This is a genomic window from Bacillus sp. 220_BSPC (assembly GCF_001054655.1).
Lineage (GTDB): Bacteria > Bacillota > Bacilli > Bacillales > DSM-1321 > Peribacillus > Peribacillus frigoritolerans.
Genome location: NZ_JVPL01000148.1, coordinates 1 through 20,897 on the forward strand (window position 1 = coordinate 1; position 20,897 = coordinate 20,897).

General features: G+C 36.1%; 29 protein-coding genes. 19 read left to right on the plus strand and 10 right to left on the minus strand.

Annotation, left to right across the window (positions count from 1 at the left end; translation table 11 throughout):
* From ADA55_RS09380 to ADA55_RS09420, 8 genes are all read left to right on the plus strand, one after another.
* The coding region (locus ADA55_RS09380; protein ID WP_048682490.1) for a YitT family protein at positions 1-256 on the plus strand (256 nt) is incomplete at its 5' end.
* 210 nt (positions 257-466) lie between these two features.
* Entirely contained in the window at positions 467-808 is a 342-nt protein-coding gene (locus ADA55_RS09385; protein ID WP_181151581.1) for a hypothetical protein, read from the plus strand.
* A gap of 54 nt (positions 809-862) precedes the next feature.
* On the plus strand, positions 863-1,051 hold the full coding sequence (locus ADA55_RS09390; RefSeq protein WP_048682493.1) for a hypothetical protein: 189 nt from the start codon (positions 863-865) through the stop codon (positions 1,049-1,051).
* Between the two features lie 195 nt (positions 1,052-1,246).
* Positions 1,247-1,447, plus strand: coding sequence for a helix-turn-helix domain-containing protein (locus ADA55_RS09395; RefSeq protein WP_048682497.1), 201 nt, complete (start codon positions 1,247-1,249; stop codon positions 1,445-1,447).
* Positions 1,435-1,758, plus strand: coding sequence for a hypothetical protein (locus ADA55_RS09400; RefSeq protein ID WP_048682500.1), 324 nt, complete (start codon positions 1,435-1,437; stop codon positions 1,756-1,758). Before ADA55_RS09395 ends, ADA55_RS09400 begins: the two co-directional genes overlap by 13 nt.
* Before the next feature lie 375 nt (positions 1,759-2,133).
* Positions 2,134-2,610 carry a hypothetical protein gene (locus ADA55_RS09405; RefSeq protein WP_048682504.1) on the plus strand — a complete coding sequence of 159 codons (477 nt, stop codon included), beginning with the start codon at positions 2,134-2,136 and terminating at the stop codon, positions 2,608-2,610.
* Positions 2,576-3,184 (plus strand): hypothetical protein, encoded by a 609-nt coding sequence (locus ADA55_RS09410; RefSeq protein ID WP_048682507.1) that lies wholly within the window; start codon positions 2,576-2,578, stop codon positions 3,182-3,184. The genes ADA55_RS09405 and ADA55_RS09410 overlap by 35 nt, the downstream gene beginning before the upstream one ends.
* 1,142 nt (positions 3,185-4,326) lie before the next feature.
* The gene (locus tag ADA55_RS09420; RefSeq protein WP_048682513.1) at positions 4,327-4,512 is read left to right on the plus strand and encodes a hypothetical protein; all 186 of its coding nucleotides are present in this window, start codon (positions 4,327-4,329) and stop codon (positions 4,510-4,512) included.
* A 12-nt stretch (positions 4,513-4,524) separates the two neighbouring features.
* Here the strand turns inward: ADA55_RS09420 and ADA55_RS09425 are convergent, their stop codons facing one another.
* The gene (locus ADA55_RS09425; RefSeq protein WP_048682517.1) at positions 4,525-5,181 is read right to left on the minus strand and encodes a MerR family transcriptional regulator; all 657 of its coding nucleotides are present in this window, start codon (positions 5,179-5,181) and stop codon (positions 4,525-4,527) included.
* Between the two features lie 441 nt (positions 5,182-5,622).
* Here ADA55_RS09425 and ADA55_RS09430 point away from each other — a divergent pair, with 441 nt between their 5' ends.
* From ADA55_RS09430 to ADA55_RS09450, 5 genes are all read left to right on the plus strand, one after another.
* On the plus strand, positions 5,623-6,099 hold the full coding sequence (locus tag ADA55_RS09430; RefSeq protein WP_048682521.1) for a hypothetical protein: 477 nt from the start codon (positions 5,623-5,625) through the stop codon (positions 6,097-6,099).
* A 227-nt stretch (positions 6,100-6,326) separates the two neighbouring features.
* Positions 6,327-6,692, plus strand: a complete 366-nt coding sequence (locus tag ADA55_RS09435) for an ankyrin repeat domain-containing protein (RefSeq protein ID WP_053087381.1) — start codon at positions 6,327-6,329, stop codon at positions 6,690-6,692.
* A gap of 367 nt (positions 6,693-7,059) precedes the next feature.
* On the plus strand, positions 7,060-7,503 hold the full coding sequence (locus tag ADA55_RS09440; RefSeq protein WP_048682525.1) for a hypothetical protein: 444 nt from the start codon (positions 7,060-7,062) through the stop codon (positions 7,501-7,503).
* A gap of 240 nt (positions 7,504-7,743) precedes the next feature.
* Positions 7,744-7,887: a hypothetical protein gene (locus ADA55_RS29285; protein ID WP_153246113.1), complete on the plus strand. Its 144-nt coding sequence runs from the start codon at positions 7,744-7,746 to the stop codon at positions 7,885-7,887.
* A 686-nt stretch (positions 7,888-8,573) separates the two neighbouring features.
* The gene (locus tag ADA55_RS09450) at positions 8,574-9,092 is read left to right on the plus strand and encodes a DUF4367 domain-containing protein (RefSeq protein ID WP_053087382.1); all 519 of its coding nucleotides are present in this window, start codon (positions 8,574-8,576) and stop codon (positions 9,090-9,092) included.
* An 85-nt stretch (positions 9,093-9,177) separates the two neighbouring features.
* Here the strand turns inward: ADA55_RS09450 and ADA55_RS09455 are convergent, their stop codons facing one another.
* Positions 9,178-9,585 carry a hypothetical protein gene (locus ADA55_RS09455; RefSeq protein ID WP_048682532.1) on the minus strand — a complete coding sequence of 136 codons (408 nt, stop codon included), beginning with the start codon at positions 9,583-9,585 and terminating at the stop codon, positions 9,178-9,180.
* 958 nt (positions 9,586-10,543) lie between these two features.
* Here ADA55_RS09455 and ADA55_RS09460 point away from each other — a divergent pair.
* Positions 10,544-11,029 (plus strand): hypothetical protein, encoded by a 486-nt coding sequence (locus tag ADA55_RS09460; RefSeq protein ID WP_048682536.1) that lies wholly within the window; start codon positions 10,544-10,546, stop codon positions 11,027-11,029.
* Between the two features lie 25 nt (positions 11,030-11,054).
* Here the strand turns inward: ADA55_RS09460 and ADA55_RS09465 are convergent, their stop codons facing one another.
* From ADA55_RS09465 to ADA55_RS09480, 4 genes are all read right to left on the minus strand, one after another.
* A complete protein-coding gene (locus tag ADA55_RS09465; protein WP_048682538.1) occupies positions 11,055-11,654 on the minus strand; it encodes a hypothetical protein in 600 nt (199 codons plus the stop codon).
* Positions 11,655-11,727: 73 nt separating this feature from the next.
* Entirely contained in the window at positions 11,728-11,925 is a 198-nt protein-coding gene (locus ADA55_RS09470; RefSeq protein WP_048682545.1) for a hypothetical protein, read from the minus strand.
* Positions 11,926-12,373: 448 nt separating this feature from the next.
* The gene (locus tag ADA55_RS09475) at positions 12,374-12,649 is read right to left on the minus strand and encodes a hypothetical protein (protein ID WP_048682548.1); all 276 of its coding nucleotides are present in this window, start codon (positions 12,647-12,649) and stop codon (positions 12,374-12,376) included.
* A gap of 36 nt (positions 12,650-12,685) precedes the next feature.
* On the minus strand, positions 12,686-13,009 hold the full coding sequence (locus ADA55_RS09480) for a hypothetical protein (protein ID WP_048682552.1): 324 nt from the start codon (positions 13,007-13,009) through the stop codon (positions 12,686-12,688).
* A 503-nt stretch (positions 13,010-13,512) separates the two neighbouring features.
* Between ADA55_RS09480 and ADA55_RS09490 the strand changes: the two genes are divergently transcribed.
* The gene (locus ADA55_RS09490) at positions 13,513-13,722 is read left to right on the plus strand and encodes a hypothetical protein (RefSeq protein WP_048682560.1); all 210 of its coding nucleotides are present in this window, start codon (positions 13,513-13,515) and stop codon (positions 13,720-13,722) included.
* Between the two features lie 204 nt (positions 13,723-13,926).
* On the opposite strand, the gene ADA55_RS09495 is transcribed toward ADA55_RS09490, so the two are convergent.
* Both ADA55_RS09495 and ADA55_RS29290 read right to left on the minus strand, forming a co-directional pair.
* On the minus strand, positions 13,927-14,148 hold the full coding sequence (locus ADA55_RS09495; RefSeq protein WP_048682563.1) for a hypothetical protein: 222 nt from the start codon (positions 14,146-14,148) through the stop codon (positions 13,927-13,929).
* A 173-nt stretch (positions 14,149-14,321) separates the two neighbouring features.
* Positions 14,322-14,711 (minus strand): hypothetical protein, encoded by a 390-nt coding sequence (locus ADA55_RS29290; protein WP_142398518.1) that lies wholly within the window; start codon positions 14,709-14,711, stop codon positions 14,322-14,324.
* A gap of 149 nt (positions 14,712-14,860) precedes the next feature.
* On the opposite strand from ADA55_RS29290, the gene ADA55_RS09505 reads away from it, so the two are divergent.
* Together ADA55_RS09505 and ADA55_RS09510 are read left to right on the plus strand one after the other, a co-directional pair.
* Positions 14,861-15,397: a DUF3967 domain-containing protein gene (locus tag ADA55_RS09505; protein ID WP_048682569.1), complete on the plus strand. Its 537-nt coding sequence runs from the start codon at positions 14,861-14,863 to the stop codon at positions 15,395-15,397.
* 106 nt (positions 15,398-15,503) lie between these two features.
* Positions 15,504-15,779 (plus strand): DUF5839 family protein, encoded by a 276-nt coding sequence (locus ADA55_RS09510; protein WP_226990441.1) that lies wholly within the window; start codon positions 15,504-15,506, stop codon positions 15,777-15,779.
* 390 nt (positions 15,780-16,169) lie between these two features.
* On the opposite strand, the gene ADA55_RS09515 is transcribed toward ADA55_RS09510, so the two are convergent.
* Positions 16,170-16,535: a hypothetical protein gene (locus ADA55_RS09515; protein ID WP_048682577.1), complete on the minus strand. Its 366-nt coding sequence runs from the start codon at positions 16,533-16,535 to the stop codon at positions 16,170-16,172.
* Positions 16,536-16,541: 6 nt separating this feature from the next.
* Complete coding sequence (locus ADA55_RS09520) at positions 16,542-17,714, minus strand: membrane protein (RefSeq protein ID WP_048682580.1); 1,173 nt, start codon at positions 17,712-17,714, stop codon at positions 16,542-16,544.
* A 239-nt stretch (positions 17,715-17,953) separates the two neighbouring features.
* Here ADA55_RS09520 and ADA55_RS09525 point away from each other — a divergent pair, with 239 nt between their 5' ends.
* On the plus strand, positions 17,954-18,520 hold the full coding sequence (locus ADA55_RS09525; protein ID WP_048682583.1) for a hypothetical protein: 567 nt from the start codon (positions 17,954-17,956) through the stop codon (positions 18,518-18,520).
* A 407-nt stretch (positions 18,521-18,927) separates the two neighbouring features.
* The gene (locus tag ADA55_RS09530; RefSeq protein WP_048682586.1) at positions 18,928-20,856 is read left to right on the plus strand and encodes a primase C-terminal domain-containing protein; all 1,929 of its coding nucleotides are present in this window, start codon (positions 18,928-18,930) and stop codon (positions 20,854-20,856) included.
* The last annotated feature ends 41 nt before the right edge of the window (positions 20,857-20,897 follow it).

The following is a 20,897-nucleotide window of genomic DNA, read 5'->3' on the forward strand; positions in this document are numbered from 1 at the left end:
AGGAGGGGGATTGATTGGAATTGGAGTAGGGATCATGCTTCGATATGAGGTAAGTACCGGAGGAACCGATTTGTTAGCCCAATTTATATCGAAAGCTATGTCCGTAAATATAGGGGTCGTTATTTTCATAATAGATGGTCTAATTGTAACGTCGGCGTTTAAAATGTTAGAGTTAAAAGCTTTTCTTTTTTCTGGATTAACAATTTGTATGATTGGAATCATTACATCTATAATGGCAAGGCCATCGAATAGGTAAGGAATGGAACCATTTTGAATGATTTCATTTCAATACACCTTCGACCGGTTGATTTTACTATTTTAATAAATAACTTATTTCATAAGGCGATTGATAACTTGACTTGAAGTTTATGGTCCTTCAATTGGTATACAAGCTGTCTACCTTGCTAAGTATGTTTTCATGGTTTGTGGCAGAATAGGATTTGTCTTTTTATTAAGAAGCATAGAGATGAGCCTTGTAAAAATGTTTACTTTTATCGGGAAGGTAATTCTGCTTTTTGGTCTAGTGATTTTGGCCCTGCGGTGTATGGGAAAGACTGTACTGGCTCAGTTGACCCCGCCTGATTTGGCGGCTATTGTGTTTGTTGTCACGTTGTCCGTCAGTCCTATCAAGACCAACGAAATTGGACAGACTATTGCAGGAATCATTACCATTGTCTTAATGTATCTGTTGTTTTCTAAATTAAGTCTTTTTCGCTGGTTAAATCAAATGTTCATTGGCCATCCAAGCATTTTAATCAAACATGGGAAAATTTCCAAAAAAGACTTGCGAAAAACTCGCTTTTCTTAGTAAAGTCAATAGGTGGCAAGTGTTCAAAAAGGGTGTTCAATGGGGGGGATCAAAATGAAATACATAGTTAAAGCATTTGATTCAGATGGGAAAGAGCATGGATTTTTGAGTACGGGAATGGAGGAAGAAGGAAACGAGGTTTCCTTTGATAATAAAAAAGCAGCTGAAGCATTTATCGAAGGAATTAAAATTAGTTTGCCTAGTACTTTTCAATATAAAATCATTCCGGAACCTCGGCCGTAATAAAGAAGAAATTCAGGATGAATGGAAAAATATGCTTGATAAAGAAATAGACATTGTGGTCTTGAATATGCCGATTCTGGACACTCGGAAATATAAGGAGCTTGAAGGGATCGGCCAGCTTGTTTCTGACTGCCAAGTGAAGGTATTGCGCTTGCGAAACAAAAGGGAATTTATAAAGGTGGCTCAAAAAATATCATGCAGGTGCAACCGGTCAAGCAAAAAATTATCTATGATGAAGTTATCCGGCTACTAAAATCTGGTCAAAGTATCCTGGGGATTCAAGAGAAAACCAAGTTAGCAAGAAACACAATTTATTCGATTAAAAAGGATGAAAAACCAAACAAAGAAGCAAAAAGTCGAAATGATGGAAATGGAGTGATAGGATGGAATTTGTGAAAAGTACGTTTCACTGTAATCGATGCGGTCGTGTTCATGAAGAGAAAGAGGTCTCTGATTTTTTAGGGAATTTATTTCATAACATGCAAGTCTACTTTGGTTATGCGAGTCCTTTTGATGAGGATATTGTGAAGTTTAGTATTTGTGAGCTCTGTTTATTTGAATTTTTCAGGAGTTTTAAACATCGGCCAATTGTAGATGAGCAAGATCTAGTCGATTGTTTTGACGTCTGTAGAACACAAGAGAGTCCTTATGTTGGAAGAGCTCATATTGAAACTTATAAGCGATTGGAAAGTCTAGAAAAAAAATAAGAATGATCAGTGGAAAAGAGCACCCTTATTTCAGGTGCTTTTTTGAATGTTGTTATGGAATTATAGCATTCTGACTCTAAGATACTACTTCATTTTATTTGTGAGGCTTCTTATTGGGTACTGCCCCCAACTCTTTAGCAGCCTTTTTACCAGCCTTTGCAATCTTTAATGCTAGTTCTTTATCTAACTTTTGTTTGGCCATTATTCAATCTCTCCTATACATGGTTTTGTAGTACCATTATGGCCTTTATGATTTTGATTTATACGTGGTCTACTCCTCCCCCCTACCTCATACATTAAATTGAGTAGAATTATGGGATTGTGATTCTCGGAAATTACTAATTTATTTATAAAACAGAAGCGGGGGGAAGGAAGATGAAACACAAACCGATTGCTCCATTATTGATAGATCCAAACAAGGAACCCTTAAAAAAACCTTCAAATGTTCATTCTAAAAGCTCTTCTGGTGATCGAAAAACAAGATTTGATAAATCTGCTCCCATGAAATTTCCTGTGACTGAAGATGAAAATAGGCAATTCAGGCGGTTGTATCAGTCTTTAAAAAACGAATTACAAGCAGAAAGTATCACACAATTTTTCACAATGCTTGTCAGGTTTGGATTAAGACATCCTGAAATATTAGGGAAACCCTCTACATACAAGAACACGGAAACACATAAAACGGTTAAACCAAATCAAATTGAAAAAGGGTTGTTGACTAGTCTCTCTATTGAATGGAATGTATCCGAAAGGAAAACTCTTCACGGGGTCGTATTCTCTGTATTACGTTATATCGAGAAAGGGGGGCATTTAACGCGTGAGAAAGTACAGCCGTTTAGACCTAATAAATAATGGTGTTATCGATCATGCCGGTAGTCTCATACACCGATTGTTTGAGTCAAAGCATGCTCGGTTGAATATAAAGGTTCCTCTTTACGATTTAAAGCGCGCACAGGTTTTCGTAGGGACCATTAACGAGATTATTGAGGATGAAGTAGATAATATTTTTACTTTAGAGGAATTAATTTATATGTTCTATTTAGATTTCCTTCGTCAAATTGATCGAGGAATGAATCTTGACACATTGGCTAAATGGATTAGAAGTATTCAAAAAGATGAGATCGATTCAGACCTTGAAATTAACCATTACCTTCAGGAGAAAAAAGAATTAAATATAGAGGATTTAAAACAGCATTTCAAAAAAAGAAATACAAAGAAAGAGGAATATACGTATATAAGTGTAAAAATAGAAAAGCAACATGTACTTAGAGGGGAAGTACTTCTTCATGATTTGCACGAGCTTTATCCTGACCTTCATTTGGATGTGGAAGAATTTTTAACTTTACGATTCAAAGACATTATGAGTCAGATTAAATCCGGTGATTATCAAATATTAAGAAACATTGTAGAACTTCTTACTAATTGATGTGTGATGTATAGTGCAGCACAACAACCCGAATCCAAGAAGGAATTCGTACAGAATTTTCAAATTTGTACGTTTGAAAATTTTAGGTATTAGAACAGTGATGTGTTCAGAAAAGGACACTTTTGGAACAAATAATTGCGTTTATGAAATTATCAACAGGTTGGCTTTGGATAAAGTTGTTTTTAGTAGTGGGAAATGTAAGTTTATGGAACTTTGGCTATTGATTAATATGGCTTTTACAATTGATGGTTATTCAAGAAACAAACTTATAGCTCACAGTACGACTAAATCATGACATAAAAAAAGTAACTATTCTCGGAAAAATAGTTACACAATGAAAATGGAGATTTTATTAAGGTTTATGAGCAATGATTTTCTTTTGATCCAGTTGTTTTATCACCGCTGCGAGACTTCAGCGACTATTTTATCTAATCGTTCATTAAACTTTTTATCTCGTTCTTTTTCATATTTAGATTTTTTTTAAGACGCTCCATTAAAACGCGGATCAATTCGGATTGCTTTTCTATGGTTTTGTTTTGTTGGTCCATTCTATCCGTTACAGCTCGTTCAAGACGCGTTATATCAGAGGGTATAAGTGTATCGGTAGGGAATACAGAATTACTTTCATATATTACTACAATTGACTTTGCGGCAGATTCAAGGGTTATGCCAGGGCGGTTCCGTTGCTTTATAAGTTTTTTGAACATCATAATGTTTGAATCGGTATAAGTACGGTTCCCTTTTTCGTCTTTCTTGAAGTTATAGCCGTTTTGTTCCATACTTGGTTACGGTTTGTCTTTCTATACCTATATAATCTGTGACTTCCCCAGGAGAATAAAGCCTTTCTATTTGATCTATACTGTTTATACGTTATAAATACCATTTCTTTTAATTACAATTAGGATTATAACATTCTACAGCAACCGTTTTTTCCTCCTTCATTGGTTCATTAACTAATGCTCTCTATAGAAGATAATGGACAGACACAAACGCGACAAAATTCGTAAGGCAAGGGTAAAGAGTGGGGATTTTTGGAGTAATTTTCTCTGAAAAATACTACCTGGCCCTTTCCTGGAGAATAGCAATTTTTGTTTTGTAACGAGAACCGGGGGTTTCTTTAAACCATTTAAGGGAGAGTTTATATGAGTTTAGAAAAATATTGCTTGTATTGTCAGAGAAGATTCCCACAGGTTGAATGGCTAAAACCTCTTTATAGTTGGACCAATGTGGATCTTGAAGGATATTTTTGTGAGCAGCATTATTATCAAGTTAAAGCTTTCAATGACCGTCAAAAGAAAGCGTATGAGGAATATAATAAAACAAAATAAGGGCGTCATTGTTCACTTTCCGAAAAGTCGAGCAATGAAGCCTTTTTTTTCTGTTTTTTCTGCTTCTCTTTCTGCTTTAATAGTTTCTATTTCCTCCACAGCAGCAGCCACTTCTTTTTTAGTGGATTCCACTTCTTCCTTGGCCATTAATAAAAGCTGTTCGTCTTTCTGTTCCAGCTTCTTTACCACAGCAGCGGATACTTCAGCGACTATTTTGTCTAACCGTTCATTAAACCTTTTATCTCGTTCTTCTTCGTATTTAGATTTTTCGTTTAAACGTTCCACTAAAACACGGATCAATTCGGATTGTTTTTCTATGGTTTTGTCTTGCTGGTCCATTCTATCTGTAATATCTTGTTCAAAACGCGTTATGTCAGAGGTTAGGGTTGTATCGGAAGGAATTATACCTTTACTTTTATATATTGTTACAATTGACTTTGCGGCCCCTTCAAGGGTTATGCCAGGGCGGTTCCGTTGCTTTATAAGTTCTTTGAACATCATAATGTTTGAATCGGTATAATTTCTATTTCCTTTTTCGTCTTTATGGAAGGTATAGCCGTTTTGTTCCAGCAGCCGCGCATACTTGGTTACGGTTTGCCTTTCTATACCTAGATAATCCGCGACTTCTCCAGGAGAATAAAGCCTTTCTATTTGTTCCGTATCGTCCATAACGTTAAAAATCCCCCTTTCACTTTAAATTACAATTAGAATTATAACATTCTATTGAAAGAGATTCTTTTCCTTCTTCTTATTATGAAAAGAAACGTCCGAAAATGGCAAGTTACGCGGCATACATGGTAAGGTGCGCGAAAACGTTAAGTCGTTCTTATTATCTATTAGGCGTCCGAAAACAGTAATTTGTGCGACATATATGGTAGTTCGGGCGACATAATAAGTAAGGAGATGATTTGGATGTATTTCAAGTACAAACAAAAATAGGAATTAGTATTATGTTAACTAGATTTGTATAGAGTATTCATTTGATACTTGAGGATATTGGAATAAAGAGAGAGGTTAGTCAAAAAGGAATTGTATGTGAATTGGTTGAAATAATTAACAAAGGCAGAGAAAAACATCGTCTTTATAAATGGGGAAAAAGGGGGATGAATATTGAAATGGTTTACTTCTTGTATTCTTTTATTTTTGTTTGTTTTAGTGGGCTGTTCGAATGAGACAGAAACAGTAAAACAAGAGGATTGGAAAGTAAGTCCGACGTTGACCAGAGAAATCGTTGTTACTGATAAAGGAGATAAAGGTGAATTTGTTTTTAGCATAGAAAATAACGGAAAATTAGGAGTACAACAACCTGATCCTGATAATTCATTTATTGTGGGTAAACCTAATAAATACTTTTGGATGTTTTGGGGAGATAAAGAAACATTAACAAAGCCAATAATGATTGTTGGTATAAGTAAAAAATCAGGAGAATCACTAAACGTTTTTGAAATTCCTCAAGGACAATCATCATTAGCACCACTTTATGGAGCCGATCATACAATGCCCTCTTCGATAAAGCTGCCAGAAACAGGTTTGTGGCGATTAGAAGTTCATTTTGGTGAGGAATTGGAAGCATCATTGTTAACGTAAAGGAAAAATAGAGTCTGTTGAACTAACGAACAAGCAGCGAAAAGGATCTTCCAGCTGATTCTATAACGATGTTTATGTAACCTAGATTTGTATAGAGTATTCATAAGATATTTTGGGGTTTTGTTCAATTGAATATTCGAAATTTTAAATAATTGTATAAAGAAAAAGGCAATTTTGTTAGGGAAAAGAAATTGTATAAATACAAAAATTTTAATGGAGGATTTAATATGAGTGCAAATGTGAGTGAAGTATTTCAAGCTATCGAAACAAATGATGCTAATGCATTGAAAAAAGCAATTATTTCTTACCCAGCCTTAGTGAATGCTGAAAATGAGCAAGGATTAACTCCTCTTGGATTTGCGTCGCATTTTGGTAATAAGGATTGTGTACTAGTCCTATTAAATTACAATGCAGATTTTAATGCCGTTTCACATTCTAAGATAGAATATATCCCTTCAAATACAGCTCTTCATGCAGCAAGTGCAGGAAAACGGAATTTAGAAGTCATTGAACTACTTTTAAATAATAAAGCTAAAACGAATATATTTGATAGCAACGGTCACACAGCTCTACCATACTGCTGCATTTCATGACAATAACACAGAACTGATTAGTCTTCTTATTACAAATCTAATTTACACAATGATTCTTATTGGCACTGAAAAAAGGATTTTCCAATGAAGATCCTTTTAGCTACTTGTTCAATTAAAGCGTCCATTCGTGAAACAAGGGAAATTTTATTAAGGTATTAGGCTGGTTCAACATACTGTCGTAATTGTTCAGCTACTTGATTGTTTCCTTGTTCTATTGCTAATTCCATTGCAGTTTTTCCGCCATCAACCTTTGCATGAACAGAAGCTCCATGTTATAGAGTATTCATGTCTAAAGGCCATGTTTAGGATGAATTAACTTTTAAAATAAAGGAAAACTAAAATATCCAAAAAAAACGAGGTGATTCTAATGAAAAAGTTAATTATATTATCTTTTGTAACAATGATTGTGTTTTCCACTAGTGTAACTGCTAATGCAAAAGAAGCTATTCCAGAAAGAGTAGACGGGTATTTCACAACACAGGACATTTTATCGGCTATTATTGAACCGAAATTAAACAAGATTGTTAAAGATCAATACGGGAGAGAAATGCTTGTTACCCCTATGAAGGTAAACGAGGTTTATTTTATGGATAAACTTAAATCCACTAAAGGTAAGGATACATATGAAGGTTGGATAGAACTAGATATGTTTATCATGGTCGGTGAACGAAAAACGGATGAGAATTTTAAGATGGACAGAGTTGTATTAAAAATAGACGCACCAAATATCGGTGGAACAGCACCTCATTTAATTAGCGATGAAATAGAAGGTATTCAAGTTGAGTTAGCTAAGTATTATAAACATAAATAGCATAAAAAGGATCTTCCTGTCGGGAAGATCCTTTTTCAATGCCAATAACATCTGATTATGTTTTAACTATAGTCCCTTACAAACGTGGTTTAGGTTGCCTTAAAGGCAAGTAGTATATCTTTTAGTTTTTCCCCCTTGTTTTACTAAAGGGGTACGCGACAAGTTCTGTTATAAGCGCTTTGTAGCGTGAAATACAGGAAGTTTACTTGATTAACTTCAACTTTACAACGGAGGATAGGTATGATGGAACTATGTTTCCTGAAACTATCCCATCAATACTCCTGCGTGCGTCATGATTGTCAGGTCATGGGGTATGAAGCACAGGTGGATTCGGTTGAACGAAGGCTGAAGCCATTCCTATGGAAAAGGTATGCTGATGGATAGACCGCATGGATGAAAAACTAGACAAGGTGAGAATGTTCCACCAGAAGGGACTGACGAACTTCCGAACGTACGGGTCTAAAGTAGAACATAGGAAAAGCCAATGTACCATCCATCGATGGGGTGAGTGGTGTTGAGTAAAAATGCGCCCTCTGAAATACGCTATACCGAACAATGGCGGTATCCAGCTACTAAATCACAAGAAAAGAATTCATTTTGATCAATCTTTATTTCAAAGCTACATCTGCTTCAAAAAAAACGGCGTCTAAAAGTTATATATTTTCAACAAATGCGTCTTATAAGGTGTGTCAGGAAAATGGAAAGGCTAAAAAGTTGCATCTTCTAAATATGAAAATAACTAATACATTATATAAACTGGAGATTGTACTAAAAGATAGAAAGGGTGAAAAGTAAGTATAAAGAAAAACAGCCTAATGACTGTTTTTTATGAAATTTTTAAGAAATGAACCAATACAGAGAAGAAGCATGAATATAGTGTGAACCTCAACTTAGATGATAGTTGTTTCCTCCTTATTTGCTTACTGTGATTTTACATTAAAAAGACATAGCCCAGGTAACAAAAAGTATTGTTCCATTGCCATTATTATTTGCTTTTAAACGATTTGTTGAATATAAAATAATAATTATAAGAATCCTAAGGTATATAAAATTAGTCCAGGAGGAGTTTAATGCGAATATCAAAAAAGAAATATTTTTTTGTCTTATTTTCATCTTTAATTATAGCTTTAACTTGCTTAACACAAATTACAGATGCTCAATTTTCAACTAAAGAGAATATTGCTAAGTTAAACAAAATTAAAAAATCAACTGATTTTAATCTTTTATTGCCTTCTGAAGACATATCAAAAGAATGGGTATTGGAAATTAAAAACCCTGAAAATGAGTCTAATAAAGTAAATTTTGTTCATTTGAATTATCTAGATAAAACAGATACGTTTTTAAAAGTTTCTATAACCGAAACTAAAGCAAAAAATGATTTCAAAGAATTAGATGATTATGGCGAAACTGTAAAGATTAAAGATATGTTGGGTGTTTTTCATGCCTTAACACCAACTGAAAAGGAAAAAGATGTACAAGGTGGAACTTTAAGTTGGATACAGGATGGAACAGTAATTACAATTTTCAGTTCAAGACTATCTAAGGAAAAGCTAATTGAAATCGCTTCTTCAATGGAAAAACCTAAATAAATAAAAAAGATGTATAGAGCCACATTTGAAGTGGCCTATACATCTTTTTTATTTATAGTCACAAATTTTCAAGTTTAGATATTACTTACCAAATACTACCTCCGTTGCTAACAACATAATACCAACCCTCTGTATCATTATTAGTCTCAGATCTCCATGTCAGAGTATAATCACCTGCTGGTATACTAGTCATGCTAAGTGTAGAGTTAAAATCACCGTTCACATATTGGGTCCTCACTACCTTACCAGTATTAGCATTTTCTAAAGTCCATTTTGTATATGCTTTTTGACCACTATGTATACCCTGTTGGAAGAGGCGTATGGATATAGTCCCACCCTGATGGTTCTCAATAGTGCAGCCAGACCAATCTCCAATGCTGTCTGGTCTGACTGGCCATGTCTTACTGACGGCTGCATCAGCGGAAATAGGAATAAAAGATAGCCCCATTAGCAAGACAAAAAACACAACGACATTCCTTTTTAATACTTTCATAAGACCATCTCCTCTAATCTATTAATATATTTCCAATTGTAACATAATATACCAATTTGTAAAATTATTTAAATATCAGTAACATTTTTGTAATATCAAATTTTACGTACACCTTTTTTTACAAATGTCTAAAAGTTAAAAGTTTTAGACGATTCTGTTTAGTAGCAAGGGGGATACCCCACCAGAACCGCAAAATAAGTAAAGAATAAGTACTAAAATTGCAAAAATGACGAAAAAACCGCATAATATTAATATAAATAAAAAGGCTTAAAGTGTCCCTCAACACTTCAAGCCATAAAATTAAACTGCTAAGTTGATGATAGAGATAATAACAGTTAAAAGAGCGCAGACCGCAATTACTGTATCTTTGTCCATTTAATCACCACCATTCGTGATAATGGTCTATGTACTAGATAAGTGCATAGGCCTTTTTTCTATAAATTAATTATAAGGTACAAAAAACGCTAATATCAAAGTGATAACTAAAATTATATTATTCTTTTTGGCATTTGTATCATATTGCGTCGTCAACTTTTAGAATATTATTCTCAAACAGTGGTAAAGGCGGAGTTCTGTTATTAGGATTGTAATATACTTTCATTGTTGTCCTTTTTAAAAATTTTATACATAAATTTGCTCATTTTGTTATTGATTAGGCAACCTATAGTAAGGCTAACAATTTTAAGTTTTGGATGTTTCTATCCACAATAAGAAGAAGGAAAAGATTCATTTTAGATATAATGTTATAATCCTAATTGTAATTCAAAGAGGAAAGGTTTTTTTTCCGTTATGGACGATACGGAAAAAATAGAAAGGCTTTATTCTCCGGGGGAAGTAGCTGATTATCTAGTATAGAAAGACAAACCGTAACCAAGTATGCGCGGCTCCTGGAACAAAACGGCTATACCTTCCATAAAGACGAAAAAGGAAACCGTAATTATACCGAACAAACATTATGATGTTCAAAGAACTTATAAAGCAGCGAAACCGCCCTGGCATAACCCTTGAAGCGGCTGAAAAGTCGATTGTAGCAATATATAAAAGTAAAGGTATAATTCCTTCCGATACAACCCTAACCTCTGACATAACGCGTTTTGAACAAGATATAACGGCTAGAATGGACCAGCAAGACAAAATCATAGAAAAACAATCCGAACTGATCCGCGTTTTAATGGAACGTCTAAACGAAAAATCAAAATATGAAGAAGAACGAGATAACAGGTTTAATGAACGATTAGATAAAATAGTCGCTGAAGTATCTGCTGCCGTGGTAAAAAAGCTGGAAAAGAAAGAAGAACAGCTTTTATTAATGGCAAAGGAAGAAGTGGAATCCACTAAAAAAGAAGTGGCTGCTGCTAAAGAGGAAATAGAAACTATTAAAGCAGAAAGAGAGGCGGAAAAAACAGAAAAAAAAGGCTTCATTGCTCGGCTTTTCGGAAAGTGAACAAAGGAGCCCTTATAGCTTAAAGTCAAAATGGTTGTTTAGCATCATCTTTTATAAGTAAACCAAAACAAATAGTACGAGTTCCTTGTTTTCTGCTAGCGATATGAGTTGTGATATAAAGACGATACCCTTTTAGGTCTTGTAATGCCGATAACTTTTTGATGGTGGGAGTGTTGAGTATAATAAATTCAAGTGTTGTATCTCTCGTCGGTTTTCCAAGAGTATAGAGATCTTGTTGTACATATAGCCTAGGCGTTAATTGTAATTTTTTTAATAGATCCTCTCTCTGAAAAGTTGTCAGTGTTATTAAAGAAAAATTAGCACGTGGACTTCTTTGTTGAACACTTTTCAACCAATGATTTTTGGTAAAGAACCTTTCAATCACTGCTTCGTTCTTTTTAAATTCGTATAGGATATTAACTTCTTTTTGGAGGTAATCATCTGCGATGTCTATTTTATCTTGAAAAATCCTCACTTTCTCATCGTGAATTTTTTGATTTTGTTGATGCTTTTCAGTATGAATCTTATTGATTTCACGGTCTTTTTTCTTCTGTTTTGCTCGTTGATCTACATACTTAGATACCTCTTTATAAAAGATTTTTGAAAACATCTTTTCGAAACCCATCAAAACATCTCCTTTCTAAAACGCATTTTACACAAAAAAATTCCTTAAAAATACTAACTAACCAGAACGCATTTTAGTGAAGGTCTTGTTTATTTTTTTTGTAATCTTCATAGGCTTTCTTTTGACGGTCATTGAAAGCTTTTACCTGGTAATGGTGCTGCTCACAATAATATCCTTCCAGCTCACCATTAGTCCAATTATGAAGAGGTTTTAGCCATTCAATCTGTGGGAATCTTCTCTGACAATACAAACAATAATTTTCTTTACTCATATAAGCCCCCTTAAAAGAAAAAACCTCCAATTAAAGTTACAAAATGAAATAGCTATTCTCCAGGCAAGGGCCAGGTAGTATTTTTTAGAGAAAATCACTCCAAAAATCTCCATCCTTTACCCTTGTCTTACGAGTTTTGTCGAGTTTGTGTCTATCGCCAAGCCGAACATACCCAAAACGAGGATTAAGATATCCGGCTTGCTCTGCCAATCGTACCAAGCAACGATTGCAGGCCCCGTATTAAGCTTAAAGGCTAGTACGGGGTTTTATTTTGCCATGAATAGAATTCGGGTTCCCGGTACAGTATTTAGTACACCTAAATGTCTCCGCCCCTGTGGGTTTGCAGGGGAATACTTATTGTACATGCCAAGTTACAGTAGTAAACATATTCAGGAAGGCCCGCCCCTGTATTAGCTGTAAATAAGCTGGTGCAGGGGTTATTTTTTATTTACCCTTTGAAACCAGGAGGTAGCTGCGGAATCTCCGGCACTTTTCCAAAGAATATGAACTCATCAAGCATTTCTTCAATGATTAGCCGGACGGAAACCGGATCTGCCAAGTGATTGCCGTCTAAGGGACAATACATAATGTCGCCGACTGCGTTGCCTTTATTAGCCGCCAATTCCTCTAGAATACATTGTACAAGCATCTTTTCACCAATTAGTACCCCATCGAAGTAATTTAACCAACCAGAAATACCGTTCTTTGTACCGTGAACCAACATACTGAAACCTCCTAGAATAATAAAGTTGGTACGGGGTTATTTTGTGTTTAGCTTCCCGTTTTTCTTAGCATAATACTCCCTAGCACGTTCACGTACCTGTTCCCCATGTTTCTTATAGTACCTTTTGGTGTACACAGGTCTTTTCTCATTGTACCTTTTCCCATATTCAACAAGACATGGTCTACATTTGCTACGCGTACCGCCTAAACCTGCCTTTAAATTAGGGAAGTGTTCCAACTCCAGCATTTCACCACAACCACTGCATCGCTTTGAGATAATTTCACCATTAGCCTCGATGTATTCAGTGCCTCTTCTATTTTTCTTTATGACTTGATTAACTTTCACATCTATTTCATCCACGCTGACACTCTCTCCCTCCCTGATCTCGCCAATCCCAAATCTTTTCCTCTTATCATACCAACAATCTTTCCATTATTTAGCTGATAATGCTTGACTTAGGTTTTGAGGGTTTTCATACTCGGGCTTCGAGGACAGGAATACGGCTGGTAGACAGACTAACCCCTGTGAAAATTATGAGGTTGAAAGTCTGTCTATCATACTATCAAACTCGTTGTGATTGAGTTCAGGTATCCGTATGTTCAGACGTTGTATAGACGTTTTAGCGTTATGGACGATACGGAACAAATAGAAAGGCTTTCGGGCATAACCCTTAAAGCGGCTGCAAAGTCTATTGTAGCAATATATAAAAGTAAAGGTATAATTCCTTCCGATACAAGACTACCCTCTGACATAACGCGTTTTGAACAAGATATAACGGCTAGAATGGACCAGCAAGACAAAACCATAGAAAAATAATCCGAACTGATCCGCGTTTTAGTTGAACGTTTACGAAAAGTCTAAATATGAGGAAGAACGAGATAAAAGGTTTAACTGACCGTTTAGATAAAATGGTCTCTGAAGTATCCGCTGCCGTGGTAAAGAAGCTGGAACAGAAAGACGAACAGCTTTTATTAATGGCCAAGGAAAATATGGAATCCACTAAAAAAGAAGTGGCTGCTGCTAAGGAGGAAATAGAAGCTATTAAATCAGAAATAGAAGCAGAAAAAAACTAAAAAAAGGATTCATTGCTCGGATTTTCGGTAAGTGAAGACACAAACTGTGCAGCACAACAACCCGAATTCAATAAGGAATTCGGGCCAAATCTTCAAGGGTTCTTTGAACATAACTTTCCCTTATTGGGTCCTGCCAGCAAAAGCGAATAACATACGTTACAGCCTTCACACCCCAAAAGAAGGGGAAAGGTTTGTTTTAACAACTTAATTACTTTCCTCTTGATCGCCTTGTTCGTTAAAAAAATGCAATGCGATATACTGTGACCATAAGCCATACCCAAAATAAAAAAGCATGGACTTCCAGCCTTCCGACTCAGGAAAACCTACATTTGGATAAAACATAAGATGAAAACCTATCAACACTCCATTAAAAAGCGAAAGTGTGGAAGCTGCTACAAAAATCCCTTTGACTATTCTCTTATTCATCCAATACCACCTTTTTATATCCTAGGGGGACAGCCATATGAAACAGGTCATCCCCAAAACGATAAATGCTACAAGAAGTCCAAAATTGCGTTTTGAGTGTGGATAAAATTTAAATTTGATAGCGATGTTGTGGTACCCGCATTAAGTAAAAGTTAATCGCCTCCAGCGACACGTTATTTTGAAGAAGAACCACTACTATTGGAAGAACTAGAAGAACTAGAAGAACTAGAAGAACTAGAAGAATTGGCTGATACTGCAACCGCACCAGCACCACTTGAACTACTTGAACTACTTGAAGAACCATTAGAACTACTGCCTGAACCAATATTAGAAGAACTGGAACCATTGGTTGCTGTTGAATCCTCACCTGTACCACTTGAACTTGACTCAGATGAAACTTCAGAACTACCTGAACCTATATCATGAGAGTTTGTTTTCTGTTTATCATCTATTTTACAGAACCACCAACACAATAAAATATTAAAGCCTATTCCAGTTACTAATAGAAATACAATTCCAAATTCAGTATTTAAGAATTTCTGATAAAAAGCTGTATCATACATTTCATCACCCATTTTAGTATGTGTAAAACATGTATTTTAAATAAATGTAAAAATATGGTATGAATGCTACTGTTGGATTAGTAGTTTAACGGAAAAGGTTTTTTGGCTCATCTGACGAATTATTACTATAAAGAAAAGAGGTGAACGCGGTGAAAAACGCTGAAGAATTTGGTTATTTTGCGAAGGACGTTGCAGCAGATATTGAAATTACAACCTCAACATTAAGGAGATGGTCAATCGAATTAGAAAAAGAGGGATATACCTTTCAACGTAATGTCAAAGACCAACGTATTTACTATGAGCGCGATTTTAAGGCGTTCAGGGAGTTAAAGAAAATGCTAGGAAATCAGGTTCCGTTCGTAGACGCTGTAAAAGCTGTTTCATCAACGGATTTATCAAAGAAAAATGCCTTAAAGTCGCCTAACGTTTATACGGATGAATTGCATTTATCAAGGCGTGAATTAGAAGAGATTGTGACCCAATCTGTAAAAGAGGCCATAAAAAGGGATCGAGAAAACATGTTTCAACTGTTTGAGAAGAAACTTGATAATACGATTGAGCGCCGGGATAACTTTTTAATGGCAGAAATCCAGAAAGTCCGAGAGGAAAAAAAGCAATTGATTGAAGAAGTAGCAGCTGCAAAAGAGCAAGAAAAAAAGCCTTTTTGGAAAAGGCTTTTCACATAAATCTATATCATATTAGTTTAACTTATAATAAAATGATTTTTTATATGAGTATCGAAAGTAGAAATAGGGTAACTAAAAATGATTATGTGAAATAAGGGGGATAATGATGGAAAATAATACGATAGCTGCTTTTCATGTTTTGAGCAAAAAGGACGGAATTATAAAATTATATACCAAGAAAATGTACAATTGGCATATACCTAAATTTTTGAGAAAAGAGCCAATTCAACAAGGAGATATTGTTTTAGTTCGTACTGCAAATGGTGTAGCACGTGTGTTAGTGATGCAGGCATTTCGAGAAGAATTTGAGGAGACACAAAAGCGATATAAAAGAGTGATCAAAGTAATAGAAAGAGCACCCAAAAAAGAACCTGTTAGTTAAGTAATGAACGTGATTTTAAGAAGTTCAGAGAGTTGAAGAAGTTGTTAGGGGATCATGTCCCGTTTGTAAACGCTATAAAAGTAGTTGTATCAACGGATCTATCAAAGAAAAACACTTCGCAAACCCAAGCGTTCAGACAGATGAATTGCGTTTGACAAGGCGTGAATTAAAAGAGATTGTGAGCCAAGCTGTTGAGGTAGCCGTGGAAGAAGATCGGGAAAAAATGTTTCGAGTATTTGAGAAGAAAATTAAATAACGCAATTGAACGCAGAGACAACTTTCTAATGGAAGAAATCCGAAAAGGCAGTGGGAAAAAACTTATTGAAGAAGTAGCAGCTGCAAAAGGGCAAGAGAAAAGCCCTTTTGAAAAAGGCTTTTCAATTAAAGGGATTAAAAATCTATATCATATTCCTCATCGATGGATCCAGTTACTTCCTCGGTGGCTAGATCACCTTCTTTTATATCCTGCTTTTCTTGAAATTGAATGGCTTGCTGCTCGTTGGCCACAGCAAAAATTTTTTGATCGATTTTTTTGCTGAGCTCTTTAAATTCTCTTTCCATTTGTGCTTTCATTTCTTTCATTAAATCATACATCGTTTTTTTGTCTTTATCTTCGTTCATATCCCGTTCAATCAACTCAAAAGCATAAGATCGAAAAGACTTATCCGGCATTTGCTTTAGGCGTTTTTCAACGTAATTATACATTTCATCGGACATCTGACTTGTCCGACAATTGAAAACCGGTTTTCGTTCCATCTGTTCTTACCTAGACCCAACGGATTGGGATTGATTTCTTTTTGCTTCTTCAGCACGGCTAAGAATTTCTAGGCCGAATAAATTTACTTTTCGTGCTTCAGGGTGAACGATGTGATTTGTTTCCGCGATCTCACGGCCGTAACGTTCTTCAGCTACTTCTTGAATGGCTTCCTCGATCACAGGAGCCACACCGCCAATATAGACGTATTTATAAACGCTGTCTTTTGGAGCTGGAAACGCACTTTCGCTTTGAGTGATTTTAATGGTTGCATATTCTTTCAATGATTTTTTTATCGTATCCGTTAGATCATATGTTTTACCTGTGTTTCCGTCACGGCGCTCAAGCTTTGATTTATTGATATTCGTATAAATGAATTTTTCAAGCGCTCTTACTTCTTCGAAGTGCTCAATTAACTTACTTTTACGTAAGTCCTCTAAATGGCTAAGGAATGGAACATTCGTGAAGTAATCGAAAGAATCACGGTTTTTTGGAGCCTTTAAGCCGGCGGGTAATAGTACTAGGTCGTCCGTTCCTCCGCCTAAATCTACTAATACGACATCATAATTTTTGAATTGTTCAGCTTCCTTGTTATCTTCGAGATCGAAATTCTTTTTAATTGCCCACCTTGCAACTTCAGACTCAACTCGACATTTAGATGCCTTCACTTCTATTTTGATTTCTTTTTCCATTCCGAAAGTGAGAATTTTTACTTGATGTTCTCCGGAAAAGCGCGAGGCCATGTTTTCTTGCATTTCACTGAATTTGTTTAATTTCTTCAGAAGCCAAATTGGCAGCATCGTTTGAAAATATTCGATCGTTACTTCGTTATCACTTTTTTCACCTTTAATAGCTTGGTAATAAGCTGTTGCTGCAAGGAATGTAACTAAAGGGATGTGAGATTCAACTTTATTATGTAATTTCTTGATGTGGTTGTTTCCTAAGACTTCTTTTTCTGCAATTTCACCAACTAAGAAAAAACGTTCTTTTCCCTCGATTGTAGTAGAGATTAAAAGTCTTTCTAAAAGCTCTTCTGGATCATCGATATTAGATGTGAAATACCCAGCTGCCTTTTCTTCTGAAAGCTCGACTACATTTGTAGGGATTTCAAAATAATATCCATCGATTAGATTCATATACATGCTGTTTCCAAAGTCTACGTTAAAACGTGAGATATTCATTGTAACCTCTCCTTTAGTGTATACGGTTTTTATTATATTATCATCTAAAAACCTAATTTTCAAGTTTGTGTATACAGTAAAAAATCCTCATTTTAAAGGAACTGTAATATGTTATTATCTATTATGTATACATTATTAATAAGTGAATACACTGATATAGAATGACGCCAAAAAATAGTGGGAAATATAATAGTCATGCTATACTAAGTGACAAGTTTGATGTAAAGGAGTTAATTTTTATGCCGCATTTAATTTCGCTTACGGGAAAGCCGACCGGTAAGTTACGGAAGAGTCGAGTAGGGTTTTCGTTTGACTTAGAAGAAGCTGGGGCTGCGGATGCACCAAAAGGCTTACCTAAAAGTAAAAAAATTACCTATACGGTATTTATGAATCAAAAACAGTTTAATAAATTAGGAGTCACACAAGGAGAATTTCACCAACACAGGTATGTGGTTGATGGAGAGCCTTATTTGGATTTTTCAATCGAGGATTGTCCTGGGGAAATAGGGGTAATTACCTTTACAATCAACTTAATTCCCGAAAAACTGAAGAAAGATCAAATTTATCCTGAAGGAACAGTTGCTATAATACCGATGAATGCTATTAAAATTCCTCAGGAGTTTAAGCAGAATCCACCTAAAGAGGAGAAAATAGAACAAATCATTGCTTTTTATAAGGAGCACCAAATGATAGATAAACCAATTCTAGTCACTAGAAATGGATTTAAACTTGTTGATGGTTATACTCGGTACATGACTTTACGAAAATTAACTCAACAAAAAGCACCAGTTTCTTTTGAGGTATAAAAGTGAGTCGAAGAAGTGGTTTTTAAATTTAATCTTGTCGAATGTTTGGATTTCCTATATCATTAGAGATGAAAACTTTACCAATTCAATTAAGTAAACGTTAACATACATATTTTTAGGCAAATAAAAACAGAACAGCGTTATTGACGCTGTTCTGTCTGAACTTCAAGCTTACCGAATTAAGCTCGAAGTCATGCCTGTTGTTTACAAGTTGCACATTTTATAGTGCATTAATGTAAACAGTATACCATCAGTATTGCCTTTTTTTCAAGGGGAAATACTGGTTACAGGCATGATTTTCTATGATTATATGGCATTTTTTTGCTACATAGAATCCTAGATTTCGAGATTAGCTGGTGGGCTTGAAGCCCACCAGCTTTTTTTATTTCTAGGAGGTGTATCATGCAATGAACGCATTAACAAGCATTTATAGGGATCAGCTATCCGAAGCACCAAAAAAGAAAAAGGATAAGAGCCAAACGGGTTACAGCAGCCATTTAGGATGGGTGTTTGTTTGCAATCGTTTCAATGAAAAACCGAAAGCCATACGTACATACCACTCTTTATACAGCGTGGCAGAAGCTTATACATATTTCACTCCTAACACGTTCTATCGCAATGATAGTCGGGAACAAGCCACTTTACGATGGGTCAATGCTTTGTCTGTTGATATTGACGTAAAGAACGGACAAAATGAACGCTTAACCGTACCGGAGGTATTGGATCAGGTGACAGCTGCGGGCTTAGAAACCCCTTCTTTAATCGTTCAAACTCCTTCTGGTGGTTTTCATGTTCATTGGTTCCTGGAAGCGCCTAAACGCGCATTCAAGCCAGTTATCAAGCATTATGAACGCGTTCAACGCCTGATCGCTACGGCCATAAAGGGGGATGTTCAAGCAGTAGGAGCTGAACGCTGGTTCCGTATGCCGACTGAACAAAATACGGTTTTCCAATCCGAAGCTCGTATTTCTTTTGATAGTCTATGTGACTGGTACTCTATTCAAGTGGAAGAGCAAGAGGAAGAAAGAAAGGCTATTTGCGTGAATGCGTCTAGCCTTCTTTCTCATCCGGCCATTCGGCACCTTCTGAACGGCGTAGAGGAAGGACAACGAGACAACACTTGCTATACGCTTGCTTTGGCTTTTAAAGTCGCAGGATATGACGAGATGGACACTGAAGGGCAGCTGCAAGACTGGAATACTAAAAATACGCCATCTTTGTGTCAAATTGACATTAAACGTAAGGTAAAGAGCGCGTTTAAACCAGGTGCACCGGCTGCGCCTAGTTCCTATTGGATTTGTACGCTTTCCGGAATGCCATTTGCGTATCAAACTTGGGAAGAAGCTAAGCCCCGTACGGAACGAAAATACAGTCATTACAGCGAATGGGAAGAGGATGTGATTGCTCACATCCAGTTTCGTGGTGGCTCTATTTCCGGTTCTCAACGGGATTTAGCTGAAGAAATCAGATCCTCGGCCAACAAAAAACAAACCATTTCCTATTCCACATTTAAACGGGTTATTGATCGCCTCGTAAATAGCGGTCAGATCGCTAAAATCGTTGAAGGGAAAGGCCGAGGTCAAGTTACGACCCTAACTATTCAGGAGCAATCAAACGTTGTAGAAATGACTTCTGTAGCTTCTGTTGAGGCGGTGGAAGACACCCCTAAAGAAAATGGGCTCAATTCAAATACATTTATAGATCAGGTGGTGGGTGGGGCCGCACTCTCTTCTGTTGGTGCTGGTGTTATTTTAAAGAACAGTCCCACAAAGACTATAGTTACGTATTCTTCTTCTCCTTTACTTGCGCCTATTCCTACTAATGTTCCTGATCGCTTTGTTAGTGCGTTATGGAATAGAGGTTTTAAGGATGGACGGTTTATCTTTGGTGCCTGGGGGAAAGTGCAACTGGCGTTTAAGGCTTATTCTATCCCTTACAAGGCGATTGCTGGTTCTGTTGACTATATGCAGCTTGTGAGTGAGGCTGTCGAGCTTACTGCGGTTAAAAAGGGTTCTAACCTAGATGGGGATTTCAATGATTCAGACAGCTTTTTCAAGTATTTATATGGCACGGTAAAAGGGCTTCTTGCTAACTATCGAGCTGAAGAACTGGCTTGTTTTGTTGAAAGTATTGAGGGCTTGTACATGGCCGAATTGCTTTCAATTGGATGCGATTTAGAAGAACAGCTACAGGAAAAGCAGGTCGTAGATCGAGGGTTACTTGAGGAAAAATTGTTTGAATTGGAGCGTGAGGAATCGGCAGTTAGACGCCGTGAAGTTGCTCGTAAAAGACGGGAAAAAGGGTTGACTCCTTTACTGTTTGATTGGGTTGAATAAGCAGGAATAAAGGGTTGAGTTCTATCCTGTTTTAGATTTTT

Bases quoted from the DNA above. Each gene is read 5' to 3' on its own strand.
- ADA55_RS09385 (WP_181151581.1), top strand. From the start codon at position 467: ATGAGCCTTGTAAAAATGTTTACTTTTATCGGGAAGGTAATTCTGCTT.
- ADA55_RS09390 (WP_048682493.1), top strand. From the start codon at position 863: ATGAAATACATAGTTAAAGCATTTGATTCAGATGGGAAAGAGCATGGA.
- ADA55_RS09395 (WP_048682497.1), top strand. From the start codon at position 1,247: ATGCAGGTGCAACCGGTCAAGCAAAAAATTATCTATGATGAAGTTATC.
- ADA55_RS09400 (WP_048682500.1), top strand. From the start codon at position 1,435: ATGGAATTTGTGAAAAGTACGTTTCACTGTAATCGATGCGGTCGTGTT.
- ADA55_RS09405 (WP_048682504.1), top strand. From the start codon at position 2,134: ATGAAACACAAACCGATTGCTCCATTATTGATAGATCCAAACAAGGAA.
- ADA55_RS09420 (WP_048682513.1), top strand. From the start codon at position 4,327: ATGAGTTTAGAAAAATATTGCTTGTATTGTCAGAGAAGATTCCCACAG.
- ADA55_RS09425 (WP_048682517.1), bottom strand. From the start codon at position 5,181: ATGGACGATACGGAACAAATAGAAAGGCTTTATTCTCCTGGAGAAGTC.
- ADA55_RS09435 (WP_053087381.1), top strand. From the start codon at position 6,327: ATGAGTGCAAATGTGAGTGAAGTATTTCAAGCTATCGAAACAAATGAT.
- ADA55_RS09440 (WP_048682525.1), top strand. From the start codon at position 7,060: ATGAAAAAGTTAATTATATTATCTTTTGTAACAATGATTGTGTTTTCC.
- ADA55_RS29285 (WP_153246113.1), top strand. From the start codon at position 7,744: ATGATGGAACTATGTTTCCTGAAACTATCCCATCAATACTCCTGCGTG.
- ADA55_RS09450 (WP_053087382.1), top strand. From the start codon at position 8,574: ATGCGAATATCAAAAAAGAAATATTTTTTTGTCTTATTTTCATCTTTA.
- ADA55_RS09455 (WP_048682532.1), bottom strand. From the start codon at position 9,585: ATGAAAGTATTAAAAAGGAATGTCGTTGTGTTTTTTGTCTTGCTAATG.
- ADA55_RS09460 (WP_048682536.1), top strand. From the start codon at position 10,544: ATGTTCAAAGAACTTATAAAGCAGCGAAACCGCCCTGGCATAACCCTT.
- ADA55_RS09465 (WP_048682538.1), bottom strand. From the start codon at position 11,654: ATGGGTTTCGAAAAGATGTTTTCAAAAATCTTTTATAAAGAGGTATCT.
- ADA55_RS09470 (WP_048682545.1), bottom strand. From the start codon at position 11,925: ATGAGTAAAGAAAATTATTGTTTGTATTGTCAGAGAAGATTCCCACAG.
- ADA55_RS09475 (WP_048682548.1), bottom strand. From the start codon at position 12,649: ATGTTGGTTCACGGTACAAAGAACGGTATTTCTGGTTGGTTAAATTAC.
- ADA55_RS09490 (WP_048682560.1), top strand. From the start codon at position 13,513: ATGAGGAAGAACGAGATAAAAGGTTTAACTGACCGTTTAGATAAAATG.
- ADA55_RS09495 (WP_048682563.1), bottom strand. From the start codon at position 14,148: ATGAATAAGAGAATAGTCAAAGGGATTTTTGTAGCAGCTTCCACACTT.
- ADA55_RS29290 (WP_142398518.1), bottom strand. From the start codon at position 14,711: ATGTATGATACAGCTTTTTATCAGAAATTCTTAAATACTGAATTTGGA.
- ADA55_RS09510 (WP_226990441.1), top strand. From the start codon at position 15,504: ATGGAAAATAATACGATAGCTGCTTTTCATGTTTTGAGCAAAAAGGAC.
- ADA55_RS09515 (WP_048682577.1), bottom strand. From the start codon at position 16,535: ATGGAACGAAAACCGGTTTTCAATTGTCGGACAAGTCAGATGTCCGAT.
- ADA55_RS09520 (WP_048682580.1), bottom strand. From the start codon at position 17,714: ATGAATATCTCACGTTTTAACGTAGACTTTGGAAACAGCATGTATATG.
- ADA55_RS09525 (WP_048682583.1), top strand. From the start codon at position 17,954: ATGCCGCATTTAATTTCGCTTACGGGAAAGCCGACCGGTAAGTTACGG.
- ADA55_RS09530 (WP_048682586.1), top strand. From the start codon at position 18,928: ATGAACGCATTAACAAGCATTTATAGGGATCAGCTATCCGAAGCACCA.